Here is a 24,716-nt window from a genome sequence, read left to right on the forward strand (position 1 = left end):
GATTTTAAAGGAGAAACAAGGATGACAGAGTATATTGAATTGATTCATGCACGAGAAAACAACTTGAAAAACATTGATTTGCGTATCCCAAAAAATAAAATTACCATCTTTACTGGCGTATCAGGGTCTGGCAAATCTTCTATTGTTTTTGATACGATTGCACAGGAGGCGGGCAGACAACTGAATGAGACTTTTAATAGTTTTGCACGTAATTTTTTGCCTAAATATAGCAGACCTGATATTGATGAGATCAAGCATTTATCCACGGCTGTTTTGATCAATCAGAAGAAACTGGGAGGAAATGCTCGATCCACTTTAGGTACTGCAACGGATATTCAGGCACTTTTTCGAATTTTATTTTCACGCTTTGCTGAACCGCCATTAGGTTATGCCAACGCGTATTCATTTAATGATCCTCAAGGTATGTGCCCTGTCTGCCAAGGAATTGGAAAAACGATAACATTGAATATCGATGCCGCCGTAGATGTGACACGCTCACTAAATGAAGGAGCAATCTTGCTTCCCAATTTCACGGTAGGAACTTGGTATTGGAAAATGTATGCAGAGACTGGTTTATTCGACCCAAACAAACCAATCTCCGAATACACATCAGAAGAATACGATCGATTATTGTATGGAAAAGCAGAGAGAATCAATATACCAAGTGCGGGAGATATGAATGTGACGTATGAAGGGATTGTCACTCGATTCATGCGAACCAATGTCCATACTGAAAAAGAAACAACGAAAAAAACAGCAAAGGTTCTGGAGACGTATACCAAAATGGACACTTGTCCAGAATGCCAAGGAAAACGTTTCTCACACGAAGTCCTAAACTCTAAAATAAACGGTTATAATATATACGATTTGACCGCAAAAGAATTATCTTCACTATTACAAATACTAGAAACGTTAGATAACAAAGAGCGTCATCCGTTGATTGCCAGTATCAAAAAACGTATCCAAGATTTGATTGATATTGGATTAGGCTATATGACATTGACACGCGAGACTTCAAGTTTATCTGGAGGGGAATCACAGCGAGTAAAAATGGTGAAGCAATTAGCTAGCAGTTTGACTAATATGATGTATATTTTTGATGAGCCAAGTACAGGATTGCATCCTAGAGATGTCCATCTACTTAATGATTTATTAAAAAAAATCCGAGATGAAGGGAATACAGTTCTGGTAGTCGAACATGATCCTGATGTCATCAAGGTGGCCGATCATATCGTGGATGTAGGACCTTATGCTGGAAGTCACGGCGGTGAGATCATGTATACTGGGGATTATGATGGGTTACTGGATTCTGGTACGTTAACGGGAAACTATTTGGGACATCAATTACCAATCAAAAAAGAAGTACGGACATTTTCAGAAACCTTTATTAGCCGCCAGAGCTCTTTGCATAATTTAAAAAATATTCGCTTAGAAATCCCTAAAGGTGTATTTACCGTTGTTTCAGGGGTAGCTGGTTCTGGCAAGAGTACATTGGTCAATCAAGTATTTGTAAAAGACTTTCCAGAAAGCCTACTTATTGATCAAAATCCAATTCATACGAACAAACGGTCAAATCCAGCCACATTCAGTGGGATCATGAATAACATTCGGAAAGCTTTTGGTAAAGAAAATCAAGTTGATGCTGGATATTTCAGCTACAATTCTAAAGGGGCTTGTCCAGAATGCAAAGGAATGGGTGTAATCGAGCTTAATCTATCCTTTATGGACAAATCAGAGGTAGTTTGTTCAAATTGCCATGGGAAACGTTATGATCCAGCTGTTTTGGATTATCGTTATCGTGGAAAAAATATCGTAGAAGTCATGGATATGACCATAGAAGAAGCACTTGAATTTTTTGATGAGAAAGAGATCCAGCGAAAGCTTGAGAATCTAAAAGAAGTTGGTATTGGTTATCTGACTCTTGGACAGCCGATGGACACCTTATCTGGCGGAGAAGCACAAAGGCTGAAATTAGCTAATGAATTGAAAACAAATGGACAGATATACATTCTAGATGAGCCAACAACAGGACTGCATATGTCAGATGTCGAAAATGTGATTCGAATTATCAATAACTTAGTGGATAAAGGGAACACGGTCATTGTTATTGAACACAATCTAGATGTGATCCGAAGTGCTGATTGGATCATTGATCTTGGACCAGAAGGTGGATCTGGTGGTGGAAGTATCCTTTATGAAGGGATTCCAGGAGGATTAAAGAACGCACAAACAATCACTGGAAACTATATCTGATTGAATACTGTTTAGTGGAGAGGTTGTGACAGAAGCTACTTCTGGAACACCGTTTATTCGGAAAAAACATACTAGGAAAGGGCTGTGACAAGACTTTTGTCACAGCCCCCTTGTTATTTTATTTTGCTTGGATCAATTCTTTTAGTTTTTCTTTTGAAATAGATTCATCAAAGATTTCTTTACCCAAGATGACGGTTGGAACAAATCGAATATGTGCTTGCTCAGCTTCGTTGATGATAGCTTGGCTCAGCTGTTCGTTTTTTTGTTCTGCCAGCCCTAATTTATCTGCTGCAAAATCCGCTACTCCTTGGAGCGAAAGATGTTTCCACTCGTCTTGAGTATCGAATATTTGTTTGATCTCTTTGATTGCTTGTTGTCCATCGCTGATCGTGATATACCGGTGCATCACGTTTCCTCGCTGCAAGCTTTCTTTTTCTTTATCGAATAATTTGATCACTCTCTGTAATTGACCGCTTTGGACGGCTTCTTCCAATAGCTCATGAGATTCTTCAAACCATTGTCGGCAATATGGGCAAGCTAAATTGATGAATTCGATCATTTTTTTAGGAGCATCTGATGAACCATAAGTAATACCTTTTTCTGTAGTTGTTTTTGTTGCATCAATCACTGATATATCCATGTAAAAACACCTCTTTCGGTTATAGTTTACACATGTCTGACAAAAAAAGGCAACGATTTAGATTGTTTTTCTAAAAAAATGATTGAAATAGACGTATGTGAAATATTTTTCTAAATAAAAGAAAAAATGGAATATTTTACGTTATAATGGAACAGATAATAAGAGAGAATATGAACAAGGATGATGAATCATGCGAAAAATGAAAACAATGGACGGCAATACGGCAGCCACGTATATTTCTTATGCTTTTACCGAGATTGCTGCAATATATCCGATAACGCCCAGTTCGACCATGGCTGAATTAGTCGATCAATGGTCAGCAGCAGGAAAAGAAAATGTATTTGGTCAACCAGTAAAAGTAGTGGAAATGCAATCCGAAGCAGGAGCAGCTGGCGTGGTTCACGGTTCACTGAAAACTGGTGCGCTGACAACTACATATACCGCCTCACAAGGGTTGCTTTTGATGATACCGAATATGTATAAAATTGCTGGGGAACTACTGCCAAGTGTTTTTCACGTTGCTAGTCGGGCAGTGACGACGAATGCTTTAAATATATTTGGAGATCATGGAGACGTGATGGCTGCAAGACAAACAGGGTTTGCGATGCTAGCTGAAAGCAGTGTGCAAGAAGTGATGGATTTGGCACCTGTTGCCCATCTTGCTTCCATTGAAGGCGAATTGCCTTTTTTGAATTTCTTTGATGGGTTCCGTACGAGTCACGAAATTCAAAAAATCGAAGTTTTGGAATATGAAGAATTAGCTCCTTTGGTCAATCAGGAGAAGTTAGCTTCTTTTCGTAAACGTGGGATGAATCCCAATCATCCGACAGTTAGTGGCACGAACCAGAATCCAGATATTCATTTTCAACAACGGGAAACAATCAATCCGTATTATGATAAGTTACCTGCAATCGTACAAAAATATATGAAAGAGATTAATCGATTACGAGGTACTTCTTATGATTTGGTGACTTATTACGGAGCAGCTGATGCAGAAGAGGTCATTGTTTCGATGGGATCAGTTGCACAGACGATTGAGCAAACAGTTGATTATTTGAATGCAAACGGACGGAAAACAGGTTTTTTGAATATCCATCTTTATCGACCTTTTCCAGTGGAAACATTTGTGCAAAAGTTACCTCATACAGTAAAAGCAATCGCTGTTCTTGATCGAAGTAAAGAGCCAGGAGCAGGGGGAGAACCCCTTTTATTAGACGTTCAAAGTGCGTTATATGATTCTGAATTTCGCCCGGCTATTATTGGTGGTCGCTACGGATTAGGTTCGAAAGATGTGACACCCGATCAAATCTCGGCAGTTTTTGATGAATTGCAAAAAGATCCAAGTATACGCAAAAAACGGTTCACCATTGGGATCGTGGATGATGTGTCTTATCAATCTTTGGAAACAAAAGAAAGTCTAGATTTAACAGAACCGCAAACATTCCAGGCAAAGTTTTGGGGATTTGGATCTGACGGAACAGTTGGTGCAAATAAATCAGCCATCAAGATTATCGGGGATCACACAGACAAATATGCTCAAGGTTATTTTTATTATGATTCGAAAAAATCTGGCGGTCTAACTGTCTCTCATCTGCGTTTTGGAGATACGCCGATACGTTCAGCGTATCTTGTCGAGCATGCGGACCTTGTTGCTTGTCACACACCAGCTTACCTGCATAGCTATGACTTAGTCAAAGGATTGAAGCCAGGTGGAATCTTTTTACTGAATACTCTTTGGAGTGACGAACAATTAGAAACGCATCTGCCCATAAAATTAAAACGTTACTTGGCTGAAAATAACATTCGGTTCTATACGATCAATGCCATGAGATTGGCCCAAGAAGTTGGTTTGGGACGACGGATCAATACGGCAATGGAAACAGCATTTTTTAAATTAGCTGACATCATTCCATTTGATGAAGTGATTCCGTTGCTAAAAGAAGAAGCACTAAAAAGCTACGGGCATAAATCAATGGCTATCGTAGAAAAAAACATACAGGCAATCGATCGGACAATCGAACTGCTTCATGAAGTTGTGATTCCAGAAAATTGGAAAACATTGGAGATGCCTGAAAAAATCAATAAAAGGAACAAGGGGTATGTACAAGAAATCCTTGAGCCAGTGAATGCGCAGGAAGGGAATCATCTCTCTGTTGGTACGCTTGTAGCAAATGGAATGACAACTGGCGAAATGCCTTTAGGAACGGCTTCTGTTGAAAAGCGAGGTGTCGCTTTAGAAGTACCTGAGTGGATTAGTGATCGCTGTACGATGTGTAATGAATGTGCCTTTGTGTGTCCACATGCTGCCATCCGTCCATTTTTAGCAGATGAAGAGGAAATGGAAGAAGCACCAGAAGGATTTATCGTGAGAGAAATGAGAGGCGCAGACGGCGTAAAATACCGTATCCAAGTTTCAGTGGAAGACTGTACAGGTTGTGGTCTGTGTGTAGAGGCTTGTCCCGCAAAAGGCAAAGCTTTAGTGATGAAACCTTATGAAGAACAGAAAGAACAAGCTATGAATTGGGCTTTTGCGATGACGCTAAGACAAAAAGAAAATCCAGTGAAAGGGAAAAATACGGTTTTATCGACACAATTCAACCAACCACTTCTTGAATTCTCAGGCGCTTGCTCAGGCTGTGGCGAAACACCTTATGTAAAATTATTGACACAAATGTTCGGCGATCGAATGATGATTGCGAATGCGACAGGCTGTTCTTCTATTTGGGGCGGTGCCTCTCCAGCTTCGCCTTATACGACAAACGAATGTGGTCAAGGGCCTGCATGGTCAAATTCTTTATTGGAAGATAATGCTGAATTTGGTTATGGTATGCTTCTGGCGGCACAGACTCGTCGTGAGGCTTTGGCAAATTCAATCAAAGAAGTATTGCCAAAAGTGTCAGAAGAACTGCGAGAATTGATGGAAGACTGGTTGGAACATCTCTTTGAGAGTGAAGGAACGCAACAAAGAGCAGCAAAACTGCAAGCAGCGATCGAAAATGAACGATCAATTGTCCCTGAACTGGAAGATATATACAAGAGAAGAGATCTATTCGTAAAAAACAGCCAATGGATGATTGGCGGAGACGGATGGGCTTACGACATTGGTTTTGGCGGGATCGATCATGTACTTGCTAGCGGAGCAGACGTAAATATCCTTGTTTTGGATAACGAAGTCTATTCCAATACTGGCGGTCAAACCTCAAAAGCAACACCAGCTTCGGCAATCGCTAAATTTTCAGCTAGTGGAAAATATGCTTCAAAGAAAGACTTAGGGATGATGGCGATGACATATGGGAATGTCTATGTAGCACAAATCGCTTCAGGGGCCAATCAAATGCAGACAATCAAAGCATTTGAAGAAGCAGAAAAGTATCCTGGTCCTTCTCTGATTATTGCCTATACACCTTGTATCACACATGGCTTGCTTGGTGGAATGAAAGAATCGCTTAAAGAAGCAAAAGAAGCTGTTTCTTCTGGTTATTGGTCATTATATCGATATAACCCTACAATGGTCGAAAAAAACAAGAAACCAATGACTTTGGACTACAAAAAACCTGATTTCTCTACTATGCCTGATTTCATGAGGAAACAGGTTCGCTTTTCTTCACTAGAGAACGCAAATCCAAATCTTGCAAAAGCTTTATTTGAAAAGACTGTCCAAGATGCTAAAAAACGTTTTTACAACTATGCTGCACTGTCAGGAGAATTAGAAAAAATCAAGAAAAGACTTGAACCAGAAGAGTCCATTGATGTAGTCGTTAAGACGAGAAAAGAAAAAACGACGGATCTTGAAGCGGAAGAAAGAAGAGCTGCCCGAAGAGCCGCTCGAGCAGAACGACGTAAAAAAATGGAACACGTTACAGAAGAAAAAAGTGAAAAATAACAGAAAAAATGTAATGAATAATTCTCTGAGGTTTAAAAATTTTTATTCTAGAGAAAAATAAAACGCATACTTGTAATTTTCTTGAAAATTATGTGTTTTTCTCAAGAAAAAAACGAGTAGATCAGCCTCTAAAATTAAAACATATGATATACTAGAGAGGAAATCTCAAAAGAGAAGAGAGGCTTTTTATGTCATTTCAAATCGGGGAACTTTTTAATTTGGACTATTGGCAGCAAATGTTTTCCGGTGACTTGTTCTCTCTGAATTTTTTGGTGAACATACTTGATATTCTGGTTGTCTGGTATCTTGTATACAAACTGATCCAACTGCTGCGAGGCACAAAAGCGATTCAGCTTCTGAAAGGTGTAGCTATTTTTATTGTTATCCGAATCGTAGCAGAAATCATTGGTCTGCACACCTTGTCTTGGCTGATGAACCAAGTCATCACGTACGGGGTGATAGCTGCTATCGTGATTTTTCAGCCGGAAATCCGGAGAGGACTGGAACATCTTGGACGCAGTTCGCTTTTCAAACAATCAAAAAGCGAACAGCAGGAAGATGAGAAGATGATCTTGTCTTTTGACAAAGCCATCCAATATATGTCCAAGCGAAAAATCGGTGCGCTGATCACTATCGAACGTCATACTGGATTAGATGAGTATATTGAGACAGGGATTGCTTTAGATGCAGATATCACTGGGGAGCTGCTGATCAATATCTTTATTCCTAATACACCGCTGCATGATGGTGCAGTTATTGTAAAAGAAGGAAAGATCGCAGTAGCAAGTGCCTATCTTCCTCTATCAGAAAGTATGTTGATCCCTAAAGAATTCGGGACTCGACACCGGGCAGCTGTCGGTATAAGCGAAGTCAGCGACGCGATCACCATCGTTGTCTCTGAAGAAACCGGGGACGTCAGCATCACGTTAGATAATGAACTGATGGCTAGCTTATCCCAGCAAGAATATTTGGCAATCTTGCGTAGAGAATTAATTGCTGAAGAGAAAACAAAAAATAAGAAAAACGTGATTCAATCTTTCCTAGACGGTATGACTAAGGGAGGGGATCGCAAATGATCTCAAAAGAGAAACGGACAAGCATTCTTTACAGTTTTATTGCATTGCTGTTCAGTATTGCACTGTACTTCAATGCAAATGGACAGTCCGTTCAAAACACGCTTTCTGGAAATGAAGCGTATAATCAAACAGTCACTGGTGTGCCAATCAGAATTTCTTATGATTCGCAACGCTATTATATCCATGGATATGAAAACACAGTGACGGTCAAACTTTCCAGTGCAAACCGAGTCCAGTTGAATGCAGAAGCAAACGAAGATACACGGATGTTTCGCATCACTGCAGATATCACTAAGCTTGGCGAAGGAACACATGAAGTTCCGCTGAAAATTCAGAACTTGAGCAGTGCTGTCACAGCAAAGATGGAACCAGCAACTATTACAGTAACGGTTGAGAAAAAGGTGACAAAAGATTTCGATGTGGAAACATTGATTCCTTCAACGATCACACCATCTGGATATGAGCTGGATGATACTTCCGTTAGTCCTAAAAAAGTCTCTATCACTACAGGTGATAAAACGTTGGCCGAAATCAAACGAGTAGTAGCTGATGTAGATGCTTCGATGGTCACGGATGATGGAATCAATAGTGAAGTGCCGATACAAGCGCTGAACGCAGCAGGAGAAATATTAAGTATCATTTCCGATCCAGTGCAAGTAACTGTGAAAGCTGATGCAATCAAACCAAGCAAAACGGTACGACTTTATGGGACGCAACAAGGAACACCGGCTGCTGGGGTTAAAAGCTATGATTTCAGTTTTTCAGACCTGGAAGCAGAAGTAAGCGGATCTAGCGATTTGCTTGCGTCAATCGGCGACAGTATCGTTGTACCAATCAATGTCTCAGGAATCAGTCATCGAACAACTCGTAAAATCGAAATACCAGTAGAAGAAGGACTAAGTATCAAACCTAAATCAGTCAGTGTGGAGATTACACCCGTAATGCAAACGTCAAGCAGCAGCTCCGCTTCGACGAGCAGTCGGACACAAGAAGATACAAATATAAGTACAAGCACCACATCTGCTGATTCAGTAACGGTACCTTCAACAACAACGTCCATCTCTTCTAGTTCGGAATCTGCAACAAGCAGTTCATCCACGAGTACAGAAGAAACGTCGCAAACAAGCGAATCAACACAAATGAGCAGAACAAATTCCTCGGAAAATTAAGTTAAAGGAGTAATTTTACAACTATGGGTAAATATTTTGGAACAGACGGCGTCCGCGGTGAAGCCAACAAGGAGCTTACGCCAGAACTTGCATTTAAGCTGGGACGATGCGGAGGTTATGTCCTAAGCCAGCATGAAGAAGAAGGAAAACGCCCACGCGTACTAGTGGGGCGGGATACAAGAATCTCAGGTCAAATGTTAGAAGAAGCGCTGATTTCAGGACTTTTATCGGTGGGTATCGAAGTGTTCCAACTAGGTGTGATTTCTACGCCAGGTGTTGCTTATCTGACACGGTTACAAAAAGCAAGTGCAGGAGTGATGATCTCTGCTTCTCACAATCCAGCGCAGGATAATGGAATCAAATTTTTTGGTGCAGACGGTTTTAAATTAGTAGATGATCAAGAACTAGAAATCGAAGCATTGTTGGATGCAGAAGTAGATGAATTGCCTCGTCCATCAGCTGACGGTTTGGGAACTGTAGAAGAATTTCCAGAAGGTTTATTGAAATATTCTCAATTCCTTGTTCAAACGATCAATGGCGATCTTTCCGGTTTGACGATTTGTGTCGATGCAGCAAACGGAGCAACTTCAACAAGTGTCAATCGTTTGTTCGCTGATCTTGAAACAGATTTCTATACAATGGGCACAAATCCAGATGGTTTAAACATCAATGATGGGGTAGGTTCTACGCATCCAGAACGTTTAGCTGAGATGGTCGTTGAAAAAGGAGCGGACGCTGGTCTAGCTTTCGATGGCGATGGCGATCGCATCATCGCGGTAGATGAACTTGGGAATATCGTCGATGGTGATAAAATCATGTTTATCTGTGCTAAATACTTAGCAGAAAAAAATCGCTTGAAAAAAGACACCATCGTTACAACTGTGATGAGCAACTTAGGCTTCCACAAAGCGGTAGAAGGAATCGGTCTGAAAGATGTCGTTACACAAGTCGGTGATCGTTATGTTGTAGAAGAAATGCGCAAAAACGATTATAATTTTGGTGGCGAGCAGTCTGGACACATGATTTTCTTAGATTTCAACACAACTGGTGATGGGATGCTTTCAGGAATTCAGTTGTTGAATATTATGAAACAGACGGGTAAAAAATTATCTGAGCTTGCAGCAGAGGTAACGATTTATCCGCAAAAATTAGTGAATATCCGTGTAAGTGATAAAAATGGTGCGATGGATGTTCCAGCAATTAAAAAAGTGATCGAAGAAGCAGAAGCTGAAATGGGGTCAGAAGGTAGAATCCTAGTTCGCCCTTCCGGCACAGAACCATTACTTCGTGTGATGGCAGAAGCGCCTACCGATGAGAAAGTCAATTACTATGTCGATAAAATCGCAGCAGTAGTCAAAGAAGAAATCGGTCTAGATTAAGAACCTAAGGTAGAAGAGAAAAAGCAAAGACTAGTGACGGTTATTCGTCGCTGGTCTTTGCTTTTTCTTTTATTTAAAAACATATTGTGTAAGAAATATTATACCAATGTAAGAGATGAAAAAACTCAACATCACTAGTAAAATAGCACGTTTGCGTGCTTTATCTGCTTTTAATCCTATTTTTTTGTGGATATGATCAAGAATAATATAACTAGGAATTTGAGCCAATAGATAGACGTAATAATAGTTTTGCCCGTCCACAATAAGGAAGTACAAAACAAGAGAAGCAACTATACTATCAAAAAAGAGAATAGACCAGCGTAAGAGCGTTAATTTTGTTACCATCGAAAATCATAGGTAGAACTCCAGCGTGCTTCAGTCAAGGTTATTCTACCAGTCCCTCTATTGCCGTTAGCATCTTCATAACTATCATTTTTGTAAACATCAGGCTTGATAGTGGTAGTATCTAATTCAGAAGCAAGGGAGACGATTGCAGTAGAAGTCAGGACGAGTGAGGAAACAACAATTGTAGTGACAAAAATAATAAGCATTTTTCTTATCATAGGCCAACCTCCATTTTGTTTTTGTTATAATATAAGTATAATAGTTTCTTTGTTACCCTTATATTTTATAATCATCTAATTGTTTTTGGTAGATTTGTTGCATAAGCTCACAAAAATTTTGGAGGGAGAAAAAATTGAGGTTTGGCGAAATGTATCGATTTATAAGGAAAGGGAAAGGAATGACTCAAAAAGAAGATTGTAATGATTTTTTAGATAGGACAACTCTTTCGCGGATTGAAAAAAATGAGACGGAGCCAAGGTTTGAAAATGCTTGTTATTTATTAGAGAGGATAGATGTATCTTTAGATGAATTTAGATATTTGGCAAATATAGAGAATAGAGATAATAGAGATAATCGTACAAGGCTTATTGAGGATTTTTATTCTATTATTTCAAATACAGAAAGTGCACAGATAAGAAAGTTGTATAGACGATGTTTAGAATTTACATCTACTTGTTCAGATAAAAAAATAGAAGAAATCCTGTTGATTTTACGCTTGTATTTATCTGCTGATCCTATAGACTTTGATAAAACAGAATTCAAAGGGTTGGTGACTCCGATTTGGCAGCGGCTTTCAAAAATAGAGGTGTGGACATTAAGAGATATTCAAATATTTGCGATCATTTCATTTCATCTAGAAATCAGCACGTTAGAAATAATGTATCCTATTCTATTAGCTACGCTTGATAGATATAATCGATTGGATGTTGTCGATACAGTAAGGCTGACACTTTTGATGAATATCTCTCAAATATATATACAAAAAAATCTTGTAGAAGATGGCCGATACACGTTGAATCTAGCAAAAGATATGGCGAAACGAGCAAAACGAGCTGATTTTCTAGGCATAATCTTCGTAAGATTGGGGTACTGCCAAAACGATACAAAATTAATGCAAAAAGGGTTTGATTTACTTGAAGTAGTTGAAGAAACGGAATTAAAAGCCAAATTATTAAAGGAACTCCAATATTATAGACAGAGAAAGTGAACGATTTATTTAAACGAGGTTTTAAAAAGTAAACGGGAAATAAAATAAAAATACCGAACACTAAAAATCAAATTTTTTGGTGTTCGGTACATACTATGCTTTTATTTTTTTACAAAAGACTGCAAAAATCAAATGATTTCCCGTACAGAAACGTTACTCAACTGTCACTGATTTCGCCAGATTACGTGGCTTGTCAACGTCAAACCCTCGTAACAGTGTGGCGTAATAGGCAAGTAATTGAGTCGGCACGACTGTAGCAAGAGTAGACAGATAAGGGTGGACTGCTGGCAGTACTAGTTGGTCATTTTCCTTTTCTAATCCTTCTGAGACGATAACTAATGTTTTAGCACCACGGCTTTCGACTTCTTTCAGATTACCTCGAGTATGCGCGCCAGTCACTTCTTCACTGATGATTCCGATCACGGGTGTTCCTTCTTCAATCAAAGCAATTGTTCCGTGTTTCAATTCACCAGCAGCAAAACCTTCTGCCTGGATGTAACTGATTTCTTTCAATTTCAAAGCGGCTTCAAGAGAAACGTTGTAGTCTGCCCCGCGTCCGATATAAAAAGCATTTCTTGTGTCACTGAGGTATTCTGCAGCCAGCTCCTCTAAATAATCTTTCTGGGCAATGACTGATTCCATCGCATTTGCGACTAAACTCAATTCATGAGTGATATCGAACGAAAGAGAAGTTTCTACTTCTTTTTTGTCACCGATAGCTTTGGCTAATAAAGTCAGTACTGCTATTTGTGCAGTATAAGCTTTCGTTGATGCTACTGCAATCTCAGGTCCGGCATGCAACAATAGGGTGAAGGATGCTTCTCGCGAAAGAGTAGAGCCAGCAACATTTGTAATCGTAAGTGAAGGATAGTCAAGACGGTTGATTTTTACCAGCACTTGCCGACTGTCCGCTGTTTCGCCACTTTGACTCAAGAAAATAAAGAATGGTTTTTGTGAAAGAAGAGGTGTGTTATAGCCGAATTCACTGGCTAAATGAACCTCGACAGGAATCTGTGTCAATTCTTCCAAAGTCTGTTTACCAGCTAATCCCGCATGGTAACTAGTTCCGCAAGCAACGATGTAGATTCGATCGCTGTCAGATAATGTATCGATCAGTTTTGGATCAAGAGGGACCCGATTGTCTTCTGTTACGTATTTTTGAGCAATACGGCGCATGATAATAGGCTGTTCGTCGATTTCTTTCAGCATATAAAAAGGATAGGTGCCTTTCTCGATATCTGAAGCATCTACTTGCGCTTCAAATGAAGAACGTTCCATAATGTCGCCCGCAAAATTTTGGATAATAATTTTGTCTGATGTAACGGTAACCATCTCTTCATCTTCGACCTCGACGAATTTCTTCGTATGAGCAAGCATAGCCATTGCATCGCTAGCAATTACATTGAATCCATCACCAAGTCCGACTAACAATGGGCTTTTGTTTTTCGCTACATAAATCACATCAGGTGTTGTACGATCAATCAAAGCGAAAGCATAAGAACCTTTGATGACGCGCAAAGCTTTTAAAAATGCCTCTTTTGCCGTCATATCCTTCGCAAAAGTTTCAATCAGATGAGCGATAATCTCAGTATCTGTCTCACCGATAAAGTGATCATCTGTTAAATAAGCATTTTTAAGTTCTTCGAAGTTTTCGATCACGCCATTATGGACAAGCACGAAACGCCCGCTTTGTGAAGTATGTGGATGGGCATTTTCCTCAGATGGTTGTCCGTGGGTTGCCCAACGTGTATGGCCGATGCCTATATTTCCTGTAGTATCAGAAGTTATTCTATCTTTTAAATTTTGGATTCTGCCTTGTGCTTTGACTAAATGATCTGTCGTGCCATCTGAGACAAAGATGCCAGCTGAATCATAACCGCGGTATTCCAATTTTTCTAGCCCGCCAATCAATCCTGGTGTTACATTTTTTAATCCAATCATTCCAACAATTCCGCACATAAAAAACATCCTACTTTCTATAATGAATTCGTATGAATGCTTCCAGCTGCAGGAAAATCCTTTTGTTTTATCTTTGCAGATACTTTTTGTGGATCTTCTGTAGAGTGCAGTCCCTAGGGTCATCCGCCGAATCTTTCGATAAACCCTCTCCTCGTCATCTGTTTACACAGACCAGGCGCTATCCTAAAAGGTATAACTATCCTCCTTTTTTGTTTTTTATCTGGAAACATTTAAAATCATACCCTTTTGCGAATGTTTTTGTCAACAAAAAAAGAATAAAAATAAATTGGTATATATCAAATTGCCTTTTGGGTGTGCGTTTTGTATCAAAAAATAATCGGTTTTTGTCTATCATCTTTTTCAGGAGTTCGGTACAATAGAAAGTAATAGGATGAAGGAGGAGAAAAATGGATTCAAAAATTGAAATCATGACACTTGGAATGTTAAAAAAACAATTGTCCGAATTTGAAGCATCAGCTGGTGTATCAGATGATACAAAAATATTTTTAGATACTGGTTGGGATAGCATCCAGGAAATCGCACCTGATGCCTTGGAAGTTGTCCAAGCGCGAGAGTTTACGGTAGAAGATGAATGGACAAAAGAATCATTTTCCGGGTATGCGCGTGAAGAAAAAGCAGAGCGGTTCGACGCTTCCGAGCAGTCAGAAACTGTAATCGTCATAAAAAACTTGTATTAGAAAGGAGAAAGAATGAATAAAAAACGTTGGGCAGCAGTTCTGATTGCTGCGGGATTATTTGTGGTTTCGTTAGTTTCGGCGAGTTTGACTAACCCTCAGGAAAACAATCAAGTCGAAGGGTTGAACAGTTGGTTATACGGGGATGAAGAGTTAGTACCAAATGTGTTGGAAGAGGGAGACAGTACGCAAAAAATCGTAAAACTGACAGTAGATGGAACGATTGCTGCAGGAGGATCTTCTGGCTTATTTGCTTCTGAAGGTTATAACCATGAAACTTTCATGGAACAACTGAAAGCTGTGGAAGAAGATCCAACAGTTAAAGGAATCTTTTTAGAAGTAAACTCTCCTGGTGGCGGTGTCTATGAAAGTGCGGAAATCGCTAAGAAATTAGATACGATCCGTAAAGAACATGATATCCCGATGTATGTCAGTATGAAAAACATGGCAGCTAGCGGTGGTTACTATATTTCTGCTCAAGCAGATAAAATCTTTGCAACCGAAGAAACAGTGACCGGTTCAATTGGTGTGATCATGTCAGGATTGAATTATTCAGGGCTTTTAGAAAAACTGGGTGTGGAAGACACAACAGTGAAAAGTGGCGCGTTGAAAGATATGGGATCAGGAACACGCCCAGAGACAAAAGAAGAGGAAGCAGTGCTTCAAGCGTATATTGATAGTGCGTATCAACGATTTGTAAGAATCGTTAGCGAGGGACGGAATAAATCTGAAGAAGCAGTCAAAAAAATAGCAGATGGAAGGATTTATGATGGTGTCCAAGCAAAAGAAGTAGGTTTAGTTGATGAATTGGGATTCCCTGAAGACGCCTTACAAGCTATGCGAAAGGAACAAAAGCTTGAAGATGCTGAATTAGTAGAATATTCCTCCCCATCATCTGGATTTGCCAGCACATGGTTAGGGAGCAAACTGGCAGAGTTCCAAGGATTGAAATCTTCTGAAACTAGTCAGATCTTATCAATACTTGAGAATCTCGGAACTGCAGAATCACCAAAAGCAATGTATTATTACGGAGGTGAGTAAGCATGACGGAACTTCCAAACGAAAATAAGGAACAAGGAAGAGAGAGGCAACAGCAGCCTGCTGTGGGACCTGATCCAAGCTTTTCCCAAAAAGTGCTGAGCTCTTTTGAAAGAGAACCGATGACATCAGAAGAAATCAAAAAGAAACAACGGAAATGGAAAAAGTATACTGACACAAAAAATGAACCACCAAAAGCAAATGATTTTCCTCATTATTTCTATGCAGGCTTTTTGATCCGAATGTTTGCCTTCTTGATCGATCTTTTGTGTATCGGAGCTATTACACGTTTAACACTTGGTATTGCCAAAAATCTAGGTTGGCTGAATTTTTCAGATTCGTATTTGAGTCTCTATGGATTCACGGCATTACTCATTTATTTAGCGTATTTTGTTTTATTGACGAAACTCAATCATGGCCAAACGATTGGGAAAATGATCTTCGGTATTCGAGTCATCAGCTTTGATGAAGAAGAACTTAGCTGGTCAACTGTTTTAGTTAGAGAAGGTGCTTGCCGGTTCATTTTAAAGTTTCCTTTGCTGATGTTAGGGTATCTTCCAGCAATCTTTAATCAGAAAAAGCAGCATCTGGGAGATTTTTTCACTAATACAAGTGTCGTTACGATTAATCTGATCAAAGCATTCAACCAAGAAGTTAACAGCTGATGATCCATAAAAAACAGTAGTTTGAAGCATCTTATAAAAGTCAGATCAAAAATCTAGCTTTTAGAGGATGCTTCGATTATTTTTAATTGTCATGCTTTTTTTGTTTTGCTACTATTGAACATGAGCTGAACATAAGCAAGAGGAGGACACTGCGTGAAGCCGATTGATTTTCCAGAAAAATATGAGAATTTAATGCGAGTGGCCCAACAAGCACTAGCAAACCAGCAATATCAGCAGGCAAAAGAACTATTTCAACGTGCTTACGAGTTGAAAGAAAGCTTTGAGGCTAATAGCCTGCTTGTTTTTTGTCTTTATGAGTTAGACGAGAAAAAAGAAGCGTTGAAACAAGCACTCTTACATGAAAAACAGTATCTTCAAAACGAGGAGTTTGCTGAATTTTATTTTGACTTGTTAATCAGTGCACAAGATTTTTTATATGCTAGAAAATTGATAGCAAGTACAGATTTTTATGAATCTTTTGAGCAGCGTATCATTGAAAAAATCCAATTTGCAGAAGAGTTATCCGGCCAAATGGAGAGGCAAAAAATCAAGGCACTCCATAAAAAATCGGAGGAACTTCCTTCATTGGAACCAGCACGTCAGCTGTCGTCTATTGAGGAGATCGAACAGCTTCCTTACCATGAGTTTATCCAAACAGCGAGTAAACTGATTGTATTACCAGAGGTCCATATTTTAGCGAGGGCAAAATTGCTGGAGACGCTCAGGCAATTGAATGAATGCAACCCTGTTTTCTATTTGACGATTGAAGAAAAACTAGTCAAAGTTATACCCAAAGATTTGCCTAAGCCACAGCAACAGTCAAGTTATCGACAATTGTGTGTGTTATCAGACCATTATGGGAATGAAGATGCGCTACTTAGTTCGGTGCTGAAAGAAGAATTTACGTTGCAATCTGCAATCGTTTATCCTGTCTATGACACATACATTGAAGACCCGAGGCGTTGGTTTCAACTGACTGTAGAGGCATGTACAGGAAAAACGATGTATGATGGTACGGAAGATGAAAAACAAAATTTTTTTAAAAAACGAGAGAAAATTTTGCAGCAAATGATCTTCTTCCATTAGATTTTATCAGTGAAAAAGATAAAAATGTTATGAAAAACAAGGATTCTACCCATTCAATATGTTTACAATTTGAAAGGGTTAGTGTACTATTTAAAGGTATGCATGAAACGTTTTTGATGTATAAAATGAATTTCTAAACTCGGAGGGAATTAAATGACTGCAACATTTGAAAAAAAAGGCACGAATGATGGTGTTTTAAAATTTACGATTGCGCAAGACGAAATCCAAAAAGGATTAACAACTGCGTTTAATAAAGTGAAAAAAAGCTTGAACGTACCTGGATTCCGTAAAGGAAAAGTTTCTCGTCAAGTATTCAACCGTATGTACGGTGAAGAAGCTTTATATGAAGATGCATTGAATGCTGTATTACCAGAAGCTTATGAAGCTGCTGTCAAAGAAGCTGGCATCGATCCTGTTTCTCAACCAAAAATCGATGTTGAAAGCATGGAAAAAGGTCAAGACTGGGTAATCACTGCTGAAGTAACAGTGAAACCAGAAGTAAAATTAGGACAATATAAAGATCTAGTTGTTGAAAAACAAGATCGTGAAGTAACAGATGCTGACGTGGATGCACGTATCAAACGTGAACAAGAAGCACAAGCTGAATTAGTTATCAAAGAAGATGCTGCAGCTGAAAATGGCGATACAGTAGTAATCGACTTCGAAGGCTTTGTAGATGGCGAAGCGTTTGATGGCGGAAAAGGCGAAAATTACTCACTTGAATTAGGTTCAGGTTCATTCATTCCAGGATTTGAAGATCAATTAGTTGGTCATAAATCAGGTGAAAGTCTAGATGTAAATGTAACTTTCCCAGAAGATTATCAAGCAGAAGATCTTGCTGGAAAAGAAGCAGTCTTCAAAGTGACAATCCATGAAGTAAAAGCAAAAGAAGTGCCTGAATTAGATGACGAATTCGCAAAAGATGTGGATGACGAAGTATCAACATTAGACGAATTGAAAGAAAAATATCGCAAAGAATTAGTAGAAACTAAAGAAAAAGCAGCAGACGATGCAAAAGATGAAGCAGCAATCCGTATGGCTGTTGAAAACGCAGAAATCGTTGAATTGCCACACGTGATGGTTCATGATGAAGTACATCGTTCAATGGACGAATTCTTGAACAACATGCAACGTCAAGGTATCTCTCCTGAAATGTACTATCAATTAACTGGTTCTACAGAAGAAGACTTGCATAAACAATTCGAAGGTGAAGCAGAAATGCGCACAAGAACAAATCTTGTGATCGAAGCAATTGCAGCTGCTGAAAATCTTCAAGCAACAGAAGAAGAAATCAATGCAGAAATCCAAGAATTATCAGAAACATACAACATGCCAATCGAACAAATCAAACGCGTGTTGACAGAAGATATGCTGGAACATGATGTGACAATGAAAAAAGCAATCGAATTGATCACGGGTACAGCGACAGAAGCAAAAGAATAGAAATTAAGTAATACAGGTCATGAAATAAGGGACTGTGACATGTTTGTTGTCACAGTCCCTTATTTTTTGTTAAGCGTGAAAATATACAAAGATATAGGTCAATCGATCCTTTGTTAAACACTTTTTCTTTTTACTAAACTATGTTATGATAATAAAAGACTGTAAAGTCTCTGATAGTTTCTTGCATACTTTTTGCAAGTTAAGGGGTGAAGACCATGTATGACAATCCAAGTAGCAATGAGACCGTACGCTGTTCTTTTTGTGGGAAAACCCAAGAAGAAGTGAAAAAAATCGTAGCTGGTCCAGGGGTCTACATCTGTAATGAATGTATCGACCTATGTAAAGAAATCATTGATGAAGAATTTTATGAAGAAGCTGTACGCGAATTCACTGAAGTCCCTAAACCACTAGAAATTCTTGAAGTATTGAATAACTACGTGATTGGACAAGATCGCGCAAAACGCTCGTTAGCTGTTGCTGTATACAATCACTACAAACGTGTCAATCAGCAAGCACAAGAGAACACAGATGATGTTGAACTACAAAAAAGCAATATCTGCTTGATCGGACCTACAGGGTCAGGGAAAACATTTTTGGCACAAACATTAGCAAAAACGTTGAATGTACCTTTTGCAATCGCAGATGCGACAAGTTTGACAGAAGCTGGTTATGTGGGTGAAGATGTAGAAAACATTTTACTTAAATTGCTCCAGTCTGCTGATTACAATGTAGAACGTGCAGAAAAAGGGATCATCTATATTGATGAGATCGATAAAATCGCGCGTAAAAGCGAAAATGTATCCATCACTCGTGATGTTTCCGGTGAGGGTGTCCAACAAGCCTTGCTGAAGATTCTAGAAGGAACTGTTGCAAGTGTTCCGCCTCAGGGAGGACGTAAACATCCACATCAAGAATTTATCCAGATCGATACGACGAATATCTTGTTCATCGTAGGTGGGGCGTTTGATGGTATCGAAACAATCGTGAAAAACCGTATGGGCGAAAAAACGATTGGATTTGGTACACAAAACCAAAAACTTTCTGAAGACGAAAGCGTCATGCAACATATCATCCCTGAAGATTTGCTGAAATTCGGATTGATTCCTGAGTTTATCGGACGATTACCTGTTATGGCAGCTTTAGAGAAATTGACAACAGATGATCTGGTGCGGATCTTGACTGAGCCAAAAAATGCGTTAGTCAAACAATATCAAAAGCTTCTTTCTCTAGATGATACTGAACTTGAATTCGAACCTGAAGCGTTGAGAGCTATTGCGAAAAAAGCAATCGAACGCAACACTGGTGCTCGAGGTCTTCGTTCTATCATCGAAGAAATCATGATGGATGTGATGTTTGATATCCCTTCAAATGAAAACATCGAAAAAGTGATTATTACCAAAGAAGCAGCTGAATTGTCTGGTGAGCCAACAGTGATCTATAAAGATTCAGAGAAAAAAGCGGGTTGATGAGAAGAGGCTGCCGTAAAAGTCATTTTGGCTTTTACGACAGCCGCTTGCTTTATTCATCACCTTTTTAAGGAGAGAGACCATGAAAGTCCATCAAGCTGAAATCATCATAAGTGCAGTGGCACCAAAACAATATCCAGAGACACAATTGCCGGAAATAGCTCTGGCAGGGAGATCAAATGTAGGGAAATCTTCTTTTATCAACACATTGATTGATCGAAAGAATTTAGCGCGTACTTCCGGTAAGCCTGGAAAGACCCAGACCTTGAACTTTTATTTGATTGAGAATGCGTTGCATTTTGTCGATGTTCCAGGATACGGGTATGCAAAAGTATCCAAAACTGAACGAGCAAAATGGGGAAAGATGATCGAGACATATTTAACGACCAGAGAACAACTACGTGCGGTCGTTTCTTTAGTAGATCTACGCCATAAGCCTTCTCAAGAAGATATCCAGATGTATCAATTTTTGAAGTATTATGATATCCCTGTGATCGTTGTTGCTACTAAGGCAGATAAGATTCCTCGCGGTAAATGGAACAAGCATGAAAGCGAGATCAAAAAAGCATTGGATTTTGATCATAATGACACATTTATTCTTTTTTCTTCCGTTACAAAACAAGGAAAAGAAGAAGCATGGGCAGCAATCGAACAAGCAATCGAATCATAAAAAGAATAAAAAAGACTTACCAGTCAAACTCTTCCATAAAAGTTTGGCTGGTAAGTCTTTTTTTTGCAGAACTTATCTTACTTTTGTTTCTTGTCTTTTTTCTTTTCTTTTTGTGGTTGCGGTTTTAGAAACCGATCGATTTCTTCTTTTGGCGCAACTGTTTTTTCCGGATCGACAGCAAATGATTCGAAAAGTTTATCTAAATTGTCTGTACGTTCAAATTTCAATCCCATCGCGAACACCTCTTTGTTCCTTTTTTACTTAGTTTACCATGTAATACCTAAAATTGGTTTCCAAGACAAAAAGTTTTAGTTTTTCTTTATCATTCGTTATAATTAAATTATAAAAAGATTTGAAAGAGGTGAGAAAATGATTGGTGAAGATAAATTATTAATGACTATCCAGCTCACAGACTTAGATGATGAAGAAAAAAAACAGGAAATAAGCGATTGGGCTGTTTTGACACGTCTGTTGATCCAGCCAACATTTATCCGCTCTTTCACTCAACAAGCGGACCCGTATAATCTTAGGAAACTTCAAGAAAAAATAATGCTCGCATCGGTAAGAGACGAAAGCTGGTTAGTTGTAGGGAATGACGAGAACGAGTGTAGTTTTCGTTTGGAAGGCAATCAATTGTTGATAAAAAATGTATTGTCTATCTCTGTTTTCAAAGAAAACCAGTTTTTGATTCGAGATTTCATTCAGAAAAAAATGATTGCCCATGGTGTATTTGCTTATATGAGAGCGTATAGCGAGTTTATCTATCACAATACAAAAGAGATCACCCAGCGGCTGCTGTTTGAGACGATGGATGAAATCGAGCGTTTACCTAAAATGAAACAGAAAAATGGCGACGTAGTAGTGGATTGCAATCAATTTCCAGGCTACGATCTTTTTTATCAAGGCTTATGTTTTACCTCATGCTGGGAAATGTATTACAGTCACTATTACCATCAGATTATCCCAAAACCGATTTTTCTCGATACACAACAAGTAGAAAAAGTGAAAGAATTAGATAATGAAGTCATATATATCCAGCTTTATCGAGACCCATTCAATTGGCAAAAAACAAACAATCAGCTATTCCAATCCTATTTTAGAGACCAGCTTGGGTTTGACCACCTTGCTTGGGATAACGGCGTGGGATTGTTGAAACCACCATTTGTTGAATACATTTATACTGATCATACGATTCAATCTGTCCAGTATCAAAATGCGCAAATGCAACCTGTTCCCAAAAAAAATGCCTCGTTCTTTGTAACGAAAAGTTATGATATTCAAGGAGGAAATTATAAAGAAAGACGTGTCCGCGGAACACTGAATGCTCAGGCGTATTTTCCTTGGGTTGACGAGAATCGCGCGCGAATGATGTGCTATAAGATCATCGATCCGACTGTTGCTTTGGACAATGGAATCGAAGCGTATTGTTATTACATCAGGGAATATCTAGAAGTAGAGGTAACAGATGAGAAATATCAAGATTATCTTTTATCATTAAGAATCTATGTTCCTTCTGAAGCACTTCCGGATTTACCGTTAAAGGAAATCAAACACAGACTCTCTGATATTGCCTTCAAACGAATAAAGAAAAAACGGCGTAGTGTCCAATTTGATGTCAAGAAAGGCGAGAAGCATCTGCGTGTGCAGTTTTTAGATTATCGCGAATTAGAACAATTGATTACTTTACAAAAAATATGAGGTGAAGAAAATGGATAAACAACTTTATTATCGAATCATGGTTCCAGCATCATTATTATCCGTCTGTCTTTTTTTTGTTCCTAATTTTCCTATTCGATCAGTCATCGGTTTCTTGGTTATGTTTGGTGGGATGGGACTTTATTATTACCTTCTTCATAAGGAAAGAAAATCTGCTACTGTTTATATGAAAAAAACAAGAAGCGAAAATAACAAACGATAAAACAGTTTGATAATAGTCAAGTAAAGTAGGAAACCAGTCAAAAAAAGACTGGTTTTTTATTTTTTGACTGATTTATAATTTTTATGAACGTTTTTGACTGATTTGTATTGCGAGTCTAAAAAAAATATGCTATTATTTGTATTGAGGTGATTGTGAAAATGCTTACAGAGGAACGCAGACAAAAAATCCTAGACTTGCTTGAACAGCAGAAAATCGTGAAATCACAAGATCTTGTAAATCTTTTGAATGCTTCAGAATCAACGATAAGGCGTGATTTGCAAGAGTTGGAGAATGGTGGGTTTCTAGAAAGAGTCCATGGCGGCGCTAAGAAAGAGCAATTATTGAATTTTGAGCAGAATATGAGTGAAAAATCACTCAAAAACGTTCATGAAAAACAGCAGATCGCCAAATTGGCAGCTGAAACCATTAATGACGAAGATGTCATCTATTTAGACGCTGGCTCGACTACTTTAGAAATGATTCCTTTTTTACAAGGAAAACAAATCACAGTGGTGACAAATTCCGTTCAACATGCGGCAAATTTAGTCGATTTGGAGCTTGCTACGATCATTTTAGGTGGAACGATCAAGCTGTCAACCAATGCTGTTTTAGGATCTAATGCGATAGAACAACTAAAACATTTTCATTTCAATAAAGCGTTTATGGGAATGAACGGTGCACACATCGAACAAGGATTCATGACTCCGGATCCAGAAGAAGCAGCAGTTAAACGTTTAGCCATGAAAAATTCAGAAGAGACCTTTGTATTGATTGATCATACTAAATTCAGCCAGTTGTCTTTCACCTCTGTTGCACCTTTGGAAGCAGCCACGATCATAACCGAGCGTTGTCCATTAGAATTCATCAATGAATTCCGTGAAAAGACAACAATTAAGGAGGCAATACAATGATTTACACAGTAACACTTAATCCATCAATTGATTATATTGTACGCGTAGATGGGTTAAAACTAGGTGATTTGAACCGGATGAAAGAAGACTTCAAATTGCCTGGAGGAAAAGGGATCAATGTTTCCCGCATTTTGAAACGGATCGATTCTCAATCTACAGCACTAGGGTTTTTAGGAGGATTCACTGGCGAATTTATTTCGAAGTGGCTTGAAAAAGAACAAATCAAATCTTTGTTCACACACGTGCAAGAAGATACAAGAATCAATATCAAACTAAAATCAGATACTGAAACTGAAATTAACGGTTTAGGTCCAGCTATTTCAGATGAAGAAATCAATGAATTGAAGCAAGCGCTAGGGAAAGTAGAACAAGGAGATATCGTCGTATTGTCAGGAAGCGCGCCAGCCAGCCTACGAAAAGGATTTTATCAAGAACTGATTGATATCATTCGAGAAAAAGGTGCAGATTTCGTAATCGATACAACAGGTGATGATCTAAAGAATGCACTTGTTAAGAAACCGTTGTTGATCAAACCAAACAATCACGAATTAGCTGAGCTTTACAATACAACCTTCCAATCTGTAGAAGAAATCATTCCGTATGGGAAAAAATTACTAGCTGAAGGGGCACAGAATGTGCTGATCTCAATGGCTGGAGATGGCGCTTTGCTCTTTACAGAACAAGGAACTTATAAAACGAATGTATTGGTTCGCCCGTTGAAAAATTCAGTAGGTGCAGGGGATTCAATGATCGCCGGTTTTATTGGTGCTTACAGTCGGACAAAAGATCCGATCGAAGCCTTTAAATGGGGAGTTGCTTGTGGAAGCGCAACGGCTTTTTCTGATGACTTGGCAGATCGCGAACTGATTGATGAGTTATTGCCAGAAGTTGAAATCACAAAAATTGATTAGTT

At 38.8% G+C, this 24,716-nt stretch carries 21 protein-coding genes; 17 read left to right on the top strand and 4 right to left on the bottom strand.

What is annotated here, in order from left to right; all coding sequences use genetic code 11:
* Positions 1-21: 21 nt before the first annotated feature.
* Positions 22-2,253 carry an ATP-binding cassette domain-containing protein gene (locus tag AC1F25_RS03035; protein ID WP_479994237.1) on the top strand — a complete coding sequence of 744 codons (2,232 nt, stop codon included), beginning with the start codon at positions 22-24 and terminating at the stop codon, positions 2,251-2,253.
* A gap of 118 nt (positions 2,254-2,371) precedes the next feature.
* Here AC1F25_RS03035 and AC1F25_RS03040 read toward each other — a convergent pair whose 3' ends face one another.
* Complete coding sequence (locus tag AC1F25_RS03040; protein WP_002292093.1) at positions 2,372-2,893, bottom strand: DsbA family protein; 522 nt, start codon at positions 2,891-2,893, stop codon at positions 2,372-2,374.
* Positions 2,894-3,083: 190 nt separating this feature from the next.
* Here AC1F25_RS03040 and nifJ point away from each other — a divergent pair, with 190 nt between their 5' ends.
* The 4 genes from nifJ (at position 3,084) to glmM (ending at position 10,400) form a co-directional block, all read left to right on the top strand.
* A complete protein-coding gene (gene nifJ / locus AC1F25_RS03045; RefSeq protein ID WP_479994238.1) occupies positions 3,084-6,776 on the top strand; it encodes a pyruvate:ferredoxin (flavodoxin) oxidoreductase in 3,693 nt (1,230 codons plus the stop codon).
* 188 nt (positions 6,777-6,964) lie between these two features.
* Entirely contained in the window at positions 6,965-7,852 is an 888-nt protein-coding gene (gene cdaA / locus AC1F25_RS03050) for a diadenylate cyclase CdaA (protein ID WP_479994239.1), read from the top strand.
* On the top strand, positions 7,849-9,021 hold the full coding sequence (locus tag AC1F25_RS03055) for a CdaR family protein (RefSeq protein WP_479994240.1): 1,173 nt from the start codon (positions 7,849-7,851) through the stop codon (positions 9,019-9,021). Before cdaA ends, AC1F25_RS03055 begins: the two co-directional genes overlap by 4 nt.
* A gap of 23 nt (positions 9,022-9,044) precedes the next feature.
* Complete coding sequence (glmM, locus tag AC1F25_RS03060; protein WP_002292085.1) at positions 9,045-10,400, top strand: phosphoglucosamine mutase; 1,356 nt, start codon at positions 9,045-9,047, stop codon at positions 10,398-10,400.
* Positions 10,401-10,738: 338 nt separating this feature from the next.
* Here glmM and AC1F25_RS03065 read toward each other — a convergent pair whose 3' ends face one another.
* On the bottom strand, positions 10,739-10,963 hold the full coding sequence (locus AC1F25_RS03065) for a hypothetical protein (RefSeq protein ID WP_002306487.1): 225 nt from the start codon (positions 10,961-10,963) through the stop codon (positions 10,739-10,741).
* A 179-nt stretch (positions 10,964-11,142) separates the two neighbouring features.
* Here AC1F25_RS03065 and AC1F25_RS03070 point away from each other — a divergent pair, with 179 nt between their 5' ends.
* Entirely contained in the window at positions 11,143-11,952 is an 810-nt protein-coding gene (locus AC1F25_RS03070) for an Rgg family transcriptional regulator (RefSeq protein WP_479994241.1), read from the top strand.
* Positions 11,953-12,105: 153 nt separating this feature from the next.
* On the opposite strand, the gene glmS is transcribed toward AC1F25_RS03070, so the two are convergent.
* Positions 12,106-13,911, bottom strand: a complete 1,806-nt coding sequence (glmS, locus tag AC1F25_RS03075; protein ID WP_002306489.1) for a glutamine--fructose-6-phosphate transaminase (isomerizing) — start codon at positions 13,909-13,911, stop codon at positions 12,106-12,108.
* A 407-nt stretch (positions 13,912-14,318) separates the two neighbouring features.
* On the opposite strand from glmS, the gene AC1F25_RS03080 reads away from it, so the two are divergent.
* The 7 genes from AC1F25_RS03080 to yihA all read left to right on the top strand — a co-directional run bounded on the left by AC1F25_RS03080 (position 14,319) and on the right by yihA (position 20,974).
* Positions 14,319-14,609 (top strand): hypothetical protein, encoded by a 291-nt coding sequence (locus AC1F25_RS03080; protein ID WP_002297551.1) that lies wholly within the window; start codon positions 14,319-14,321, stop codon positions 14,607-14,609.
* Positions 14,610-14,621: 12 nt separating this feature from the next.
* Positions 14,622-15,647, top strand: coding sequence for a signal peptide peptidase SppA (gene sppA, locus AC1F25_RS03085; protein WP_479994242.1), 1,026 nt, complete (start codon positions 14,622-14,624; stop codon positions 15,645-15,647).
* A gap of 2 nt (positions 15,648-15,649) precedes the next feature.
* Complete coding sequence (locus AC1F25_RS03090; RefSeq protein WP_002292072.1) at positions 15,650-16,309, top strand: RDD family protein; 660 nt, start codon at positions 15,650-15,652, stop codon at positions 16,307-16,309.
* Positions 16,310-16,462: 153 nt separating this feature from the next.
* Positions 16,463-17,395 carry a hypothetical protein gene (locus AC1F25_RS03095; protein WP_119364949.1) on the top strand — a complete coding sequence of 311 codons (933 nt, stop codon included), beginning with the start codon at positions 16,463-16,465 and terminating at the stop codon, positions 17,393-17,395.
* A gap of 153 nt (positions 17,396-17,548) precedes the next feature.
* Positions 17,549-18,838, top strand: coding sequence for a trigger factor (tig, locus tag AC1F25_RS03100; protein ID WP_002292069.1), 1,290 nt, complete (start codon positions 17,549-17,551; stop codon positions 18,836-18,838).
* Between the two features lie 215 nt (positions 18,839-19,053).
* Positions 19,054-20,304: an ATP-dependent Clp protease ATP-binding subunit ClpX gene (clpX, locus tag AC1F25_RS03105; protein ID WP_002292068.1), complete on the top strand. Its 1,251-nt coding sequence runs from the start codon at positions 19,054-19,056 to the stop codon at positions 20,302-20,304.
* An 82-nt stretch (positions 20,305-20,386) separates the two neighbouring features.
* On the top strand, positions 20,387-20,974 hold the full coding sequence (gene yihA, locus AC1F25_RS03110) for a ribosome biogenesis GTP-binding protein YihA/YsxC (protein ID WP_002292067.1): 588 nt from the start codon (positions 20,387-20,389) through the stop codon (positions 20,972-20,974).
* A 77-nt stretch (positions 20,975-21,051) separates the two neighbouring features.
* On the opposite strand, the gene AC1F25_RS03115 is transcribed toward yihA, so the two are convergent.
* Positions 21,052-21,207, bottom strand: a complete 156-nt coding sequence (locus AC1F25_RS03115) for an SPJ_0845 family protein (RefSeq protein WP_002292066.1) — start codon at positions 21,205-21,207, stop codon at positions 21,052-21,054.
* Positions 21,208-21,343: 136 nt separating this feature from the next.
* On the opposite strand from AC1F25_RS03115, the gene AC1F25_RS03120 reads away from it, so the two are divergent.
* From AC1F25_RS03120 to pfkB, 4 genes are all read left to right on the top strand, one after another.
* Complete coding sequence (locus AC1F25_RS03120; RefSeq protein WP_002345164.1) at positions 21,344-22,672, top strand: hypothetical protein; 1,329 nt, start codon at positions 21,344-21,346, stop codon at positions 22,670-22,672.
* A gap of 10 nt (positions 22,673-22,682) precedes the next feature.
* Entirely contained in the window at positions 22,683-22,892 is a 210-nt protein-coding gene (locus tag AC1F25_RS03125; protein ID WP_002347859.1) for a hypothetical protein, read from the top strand.
* Positions 22,893-23,050: 158 nt separating this feature from the next.
* Entirely contained in the window at positions 23,051-23,803 is a 753-nt protein-coding gene (locus AC1F25_RS03130) for a DeoR/GlpR family DNA-binding transcription regulator (protein ID WP_119364950.1), read from the top strand.
* A complete protein-coding gene (pfkB, locus tag AC1F25_RS03135; protein ID WP_002292062.1) occupies positions 23,800-24,714 on the top strand; it encodes a 1-phosphofructokinase in 915 nt (304 codons plus the stop codon). Before AC1F25_RS03130 ends, pfkB begins: the two co-directional genes overlap by 4 nt.
* Positions 24,715-24,716 lie beyond the last annotated feature (2 nt).

The organism is Enterococcus sp. M-BR2 (genome assembly GCF_056612775.1).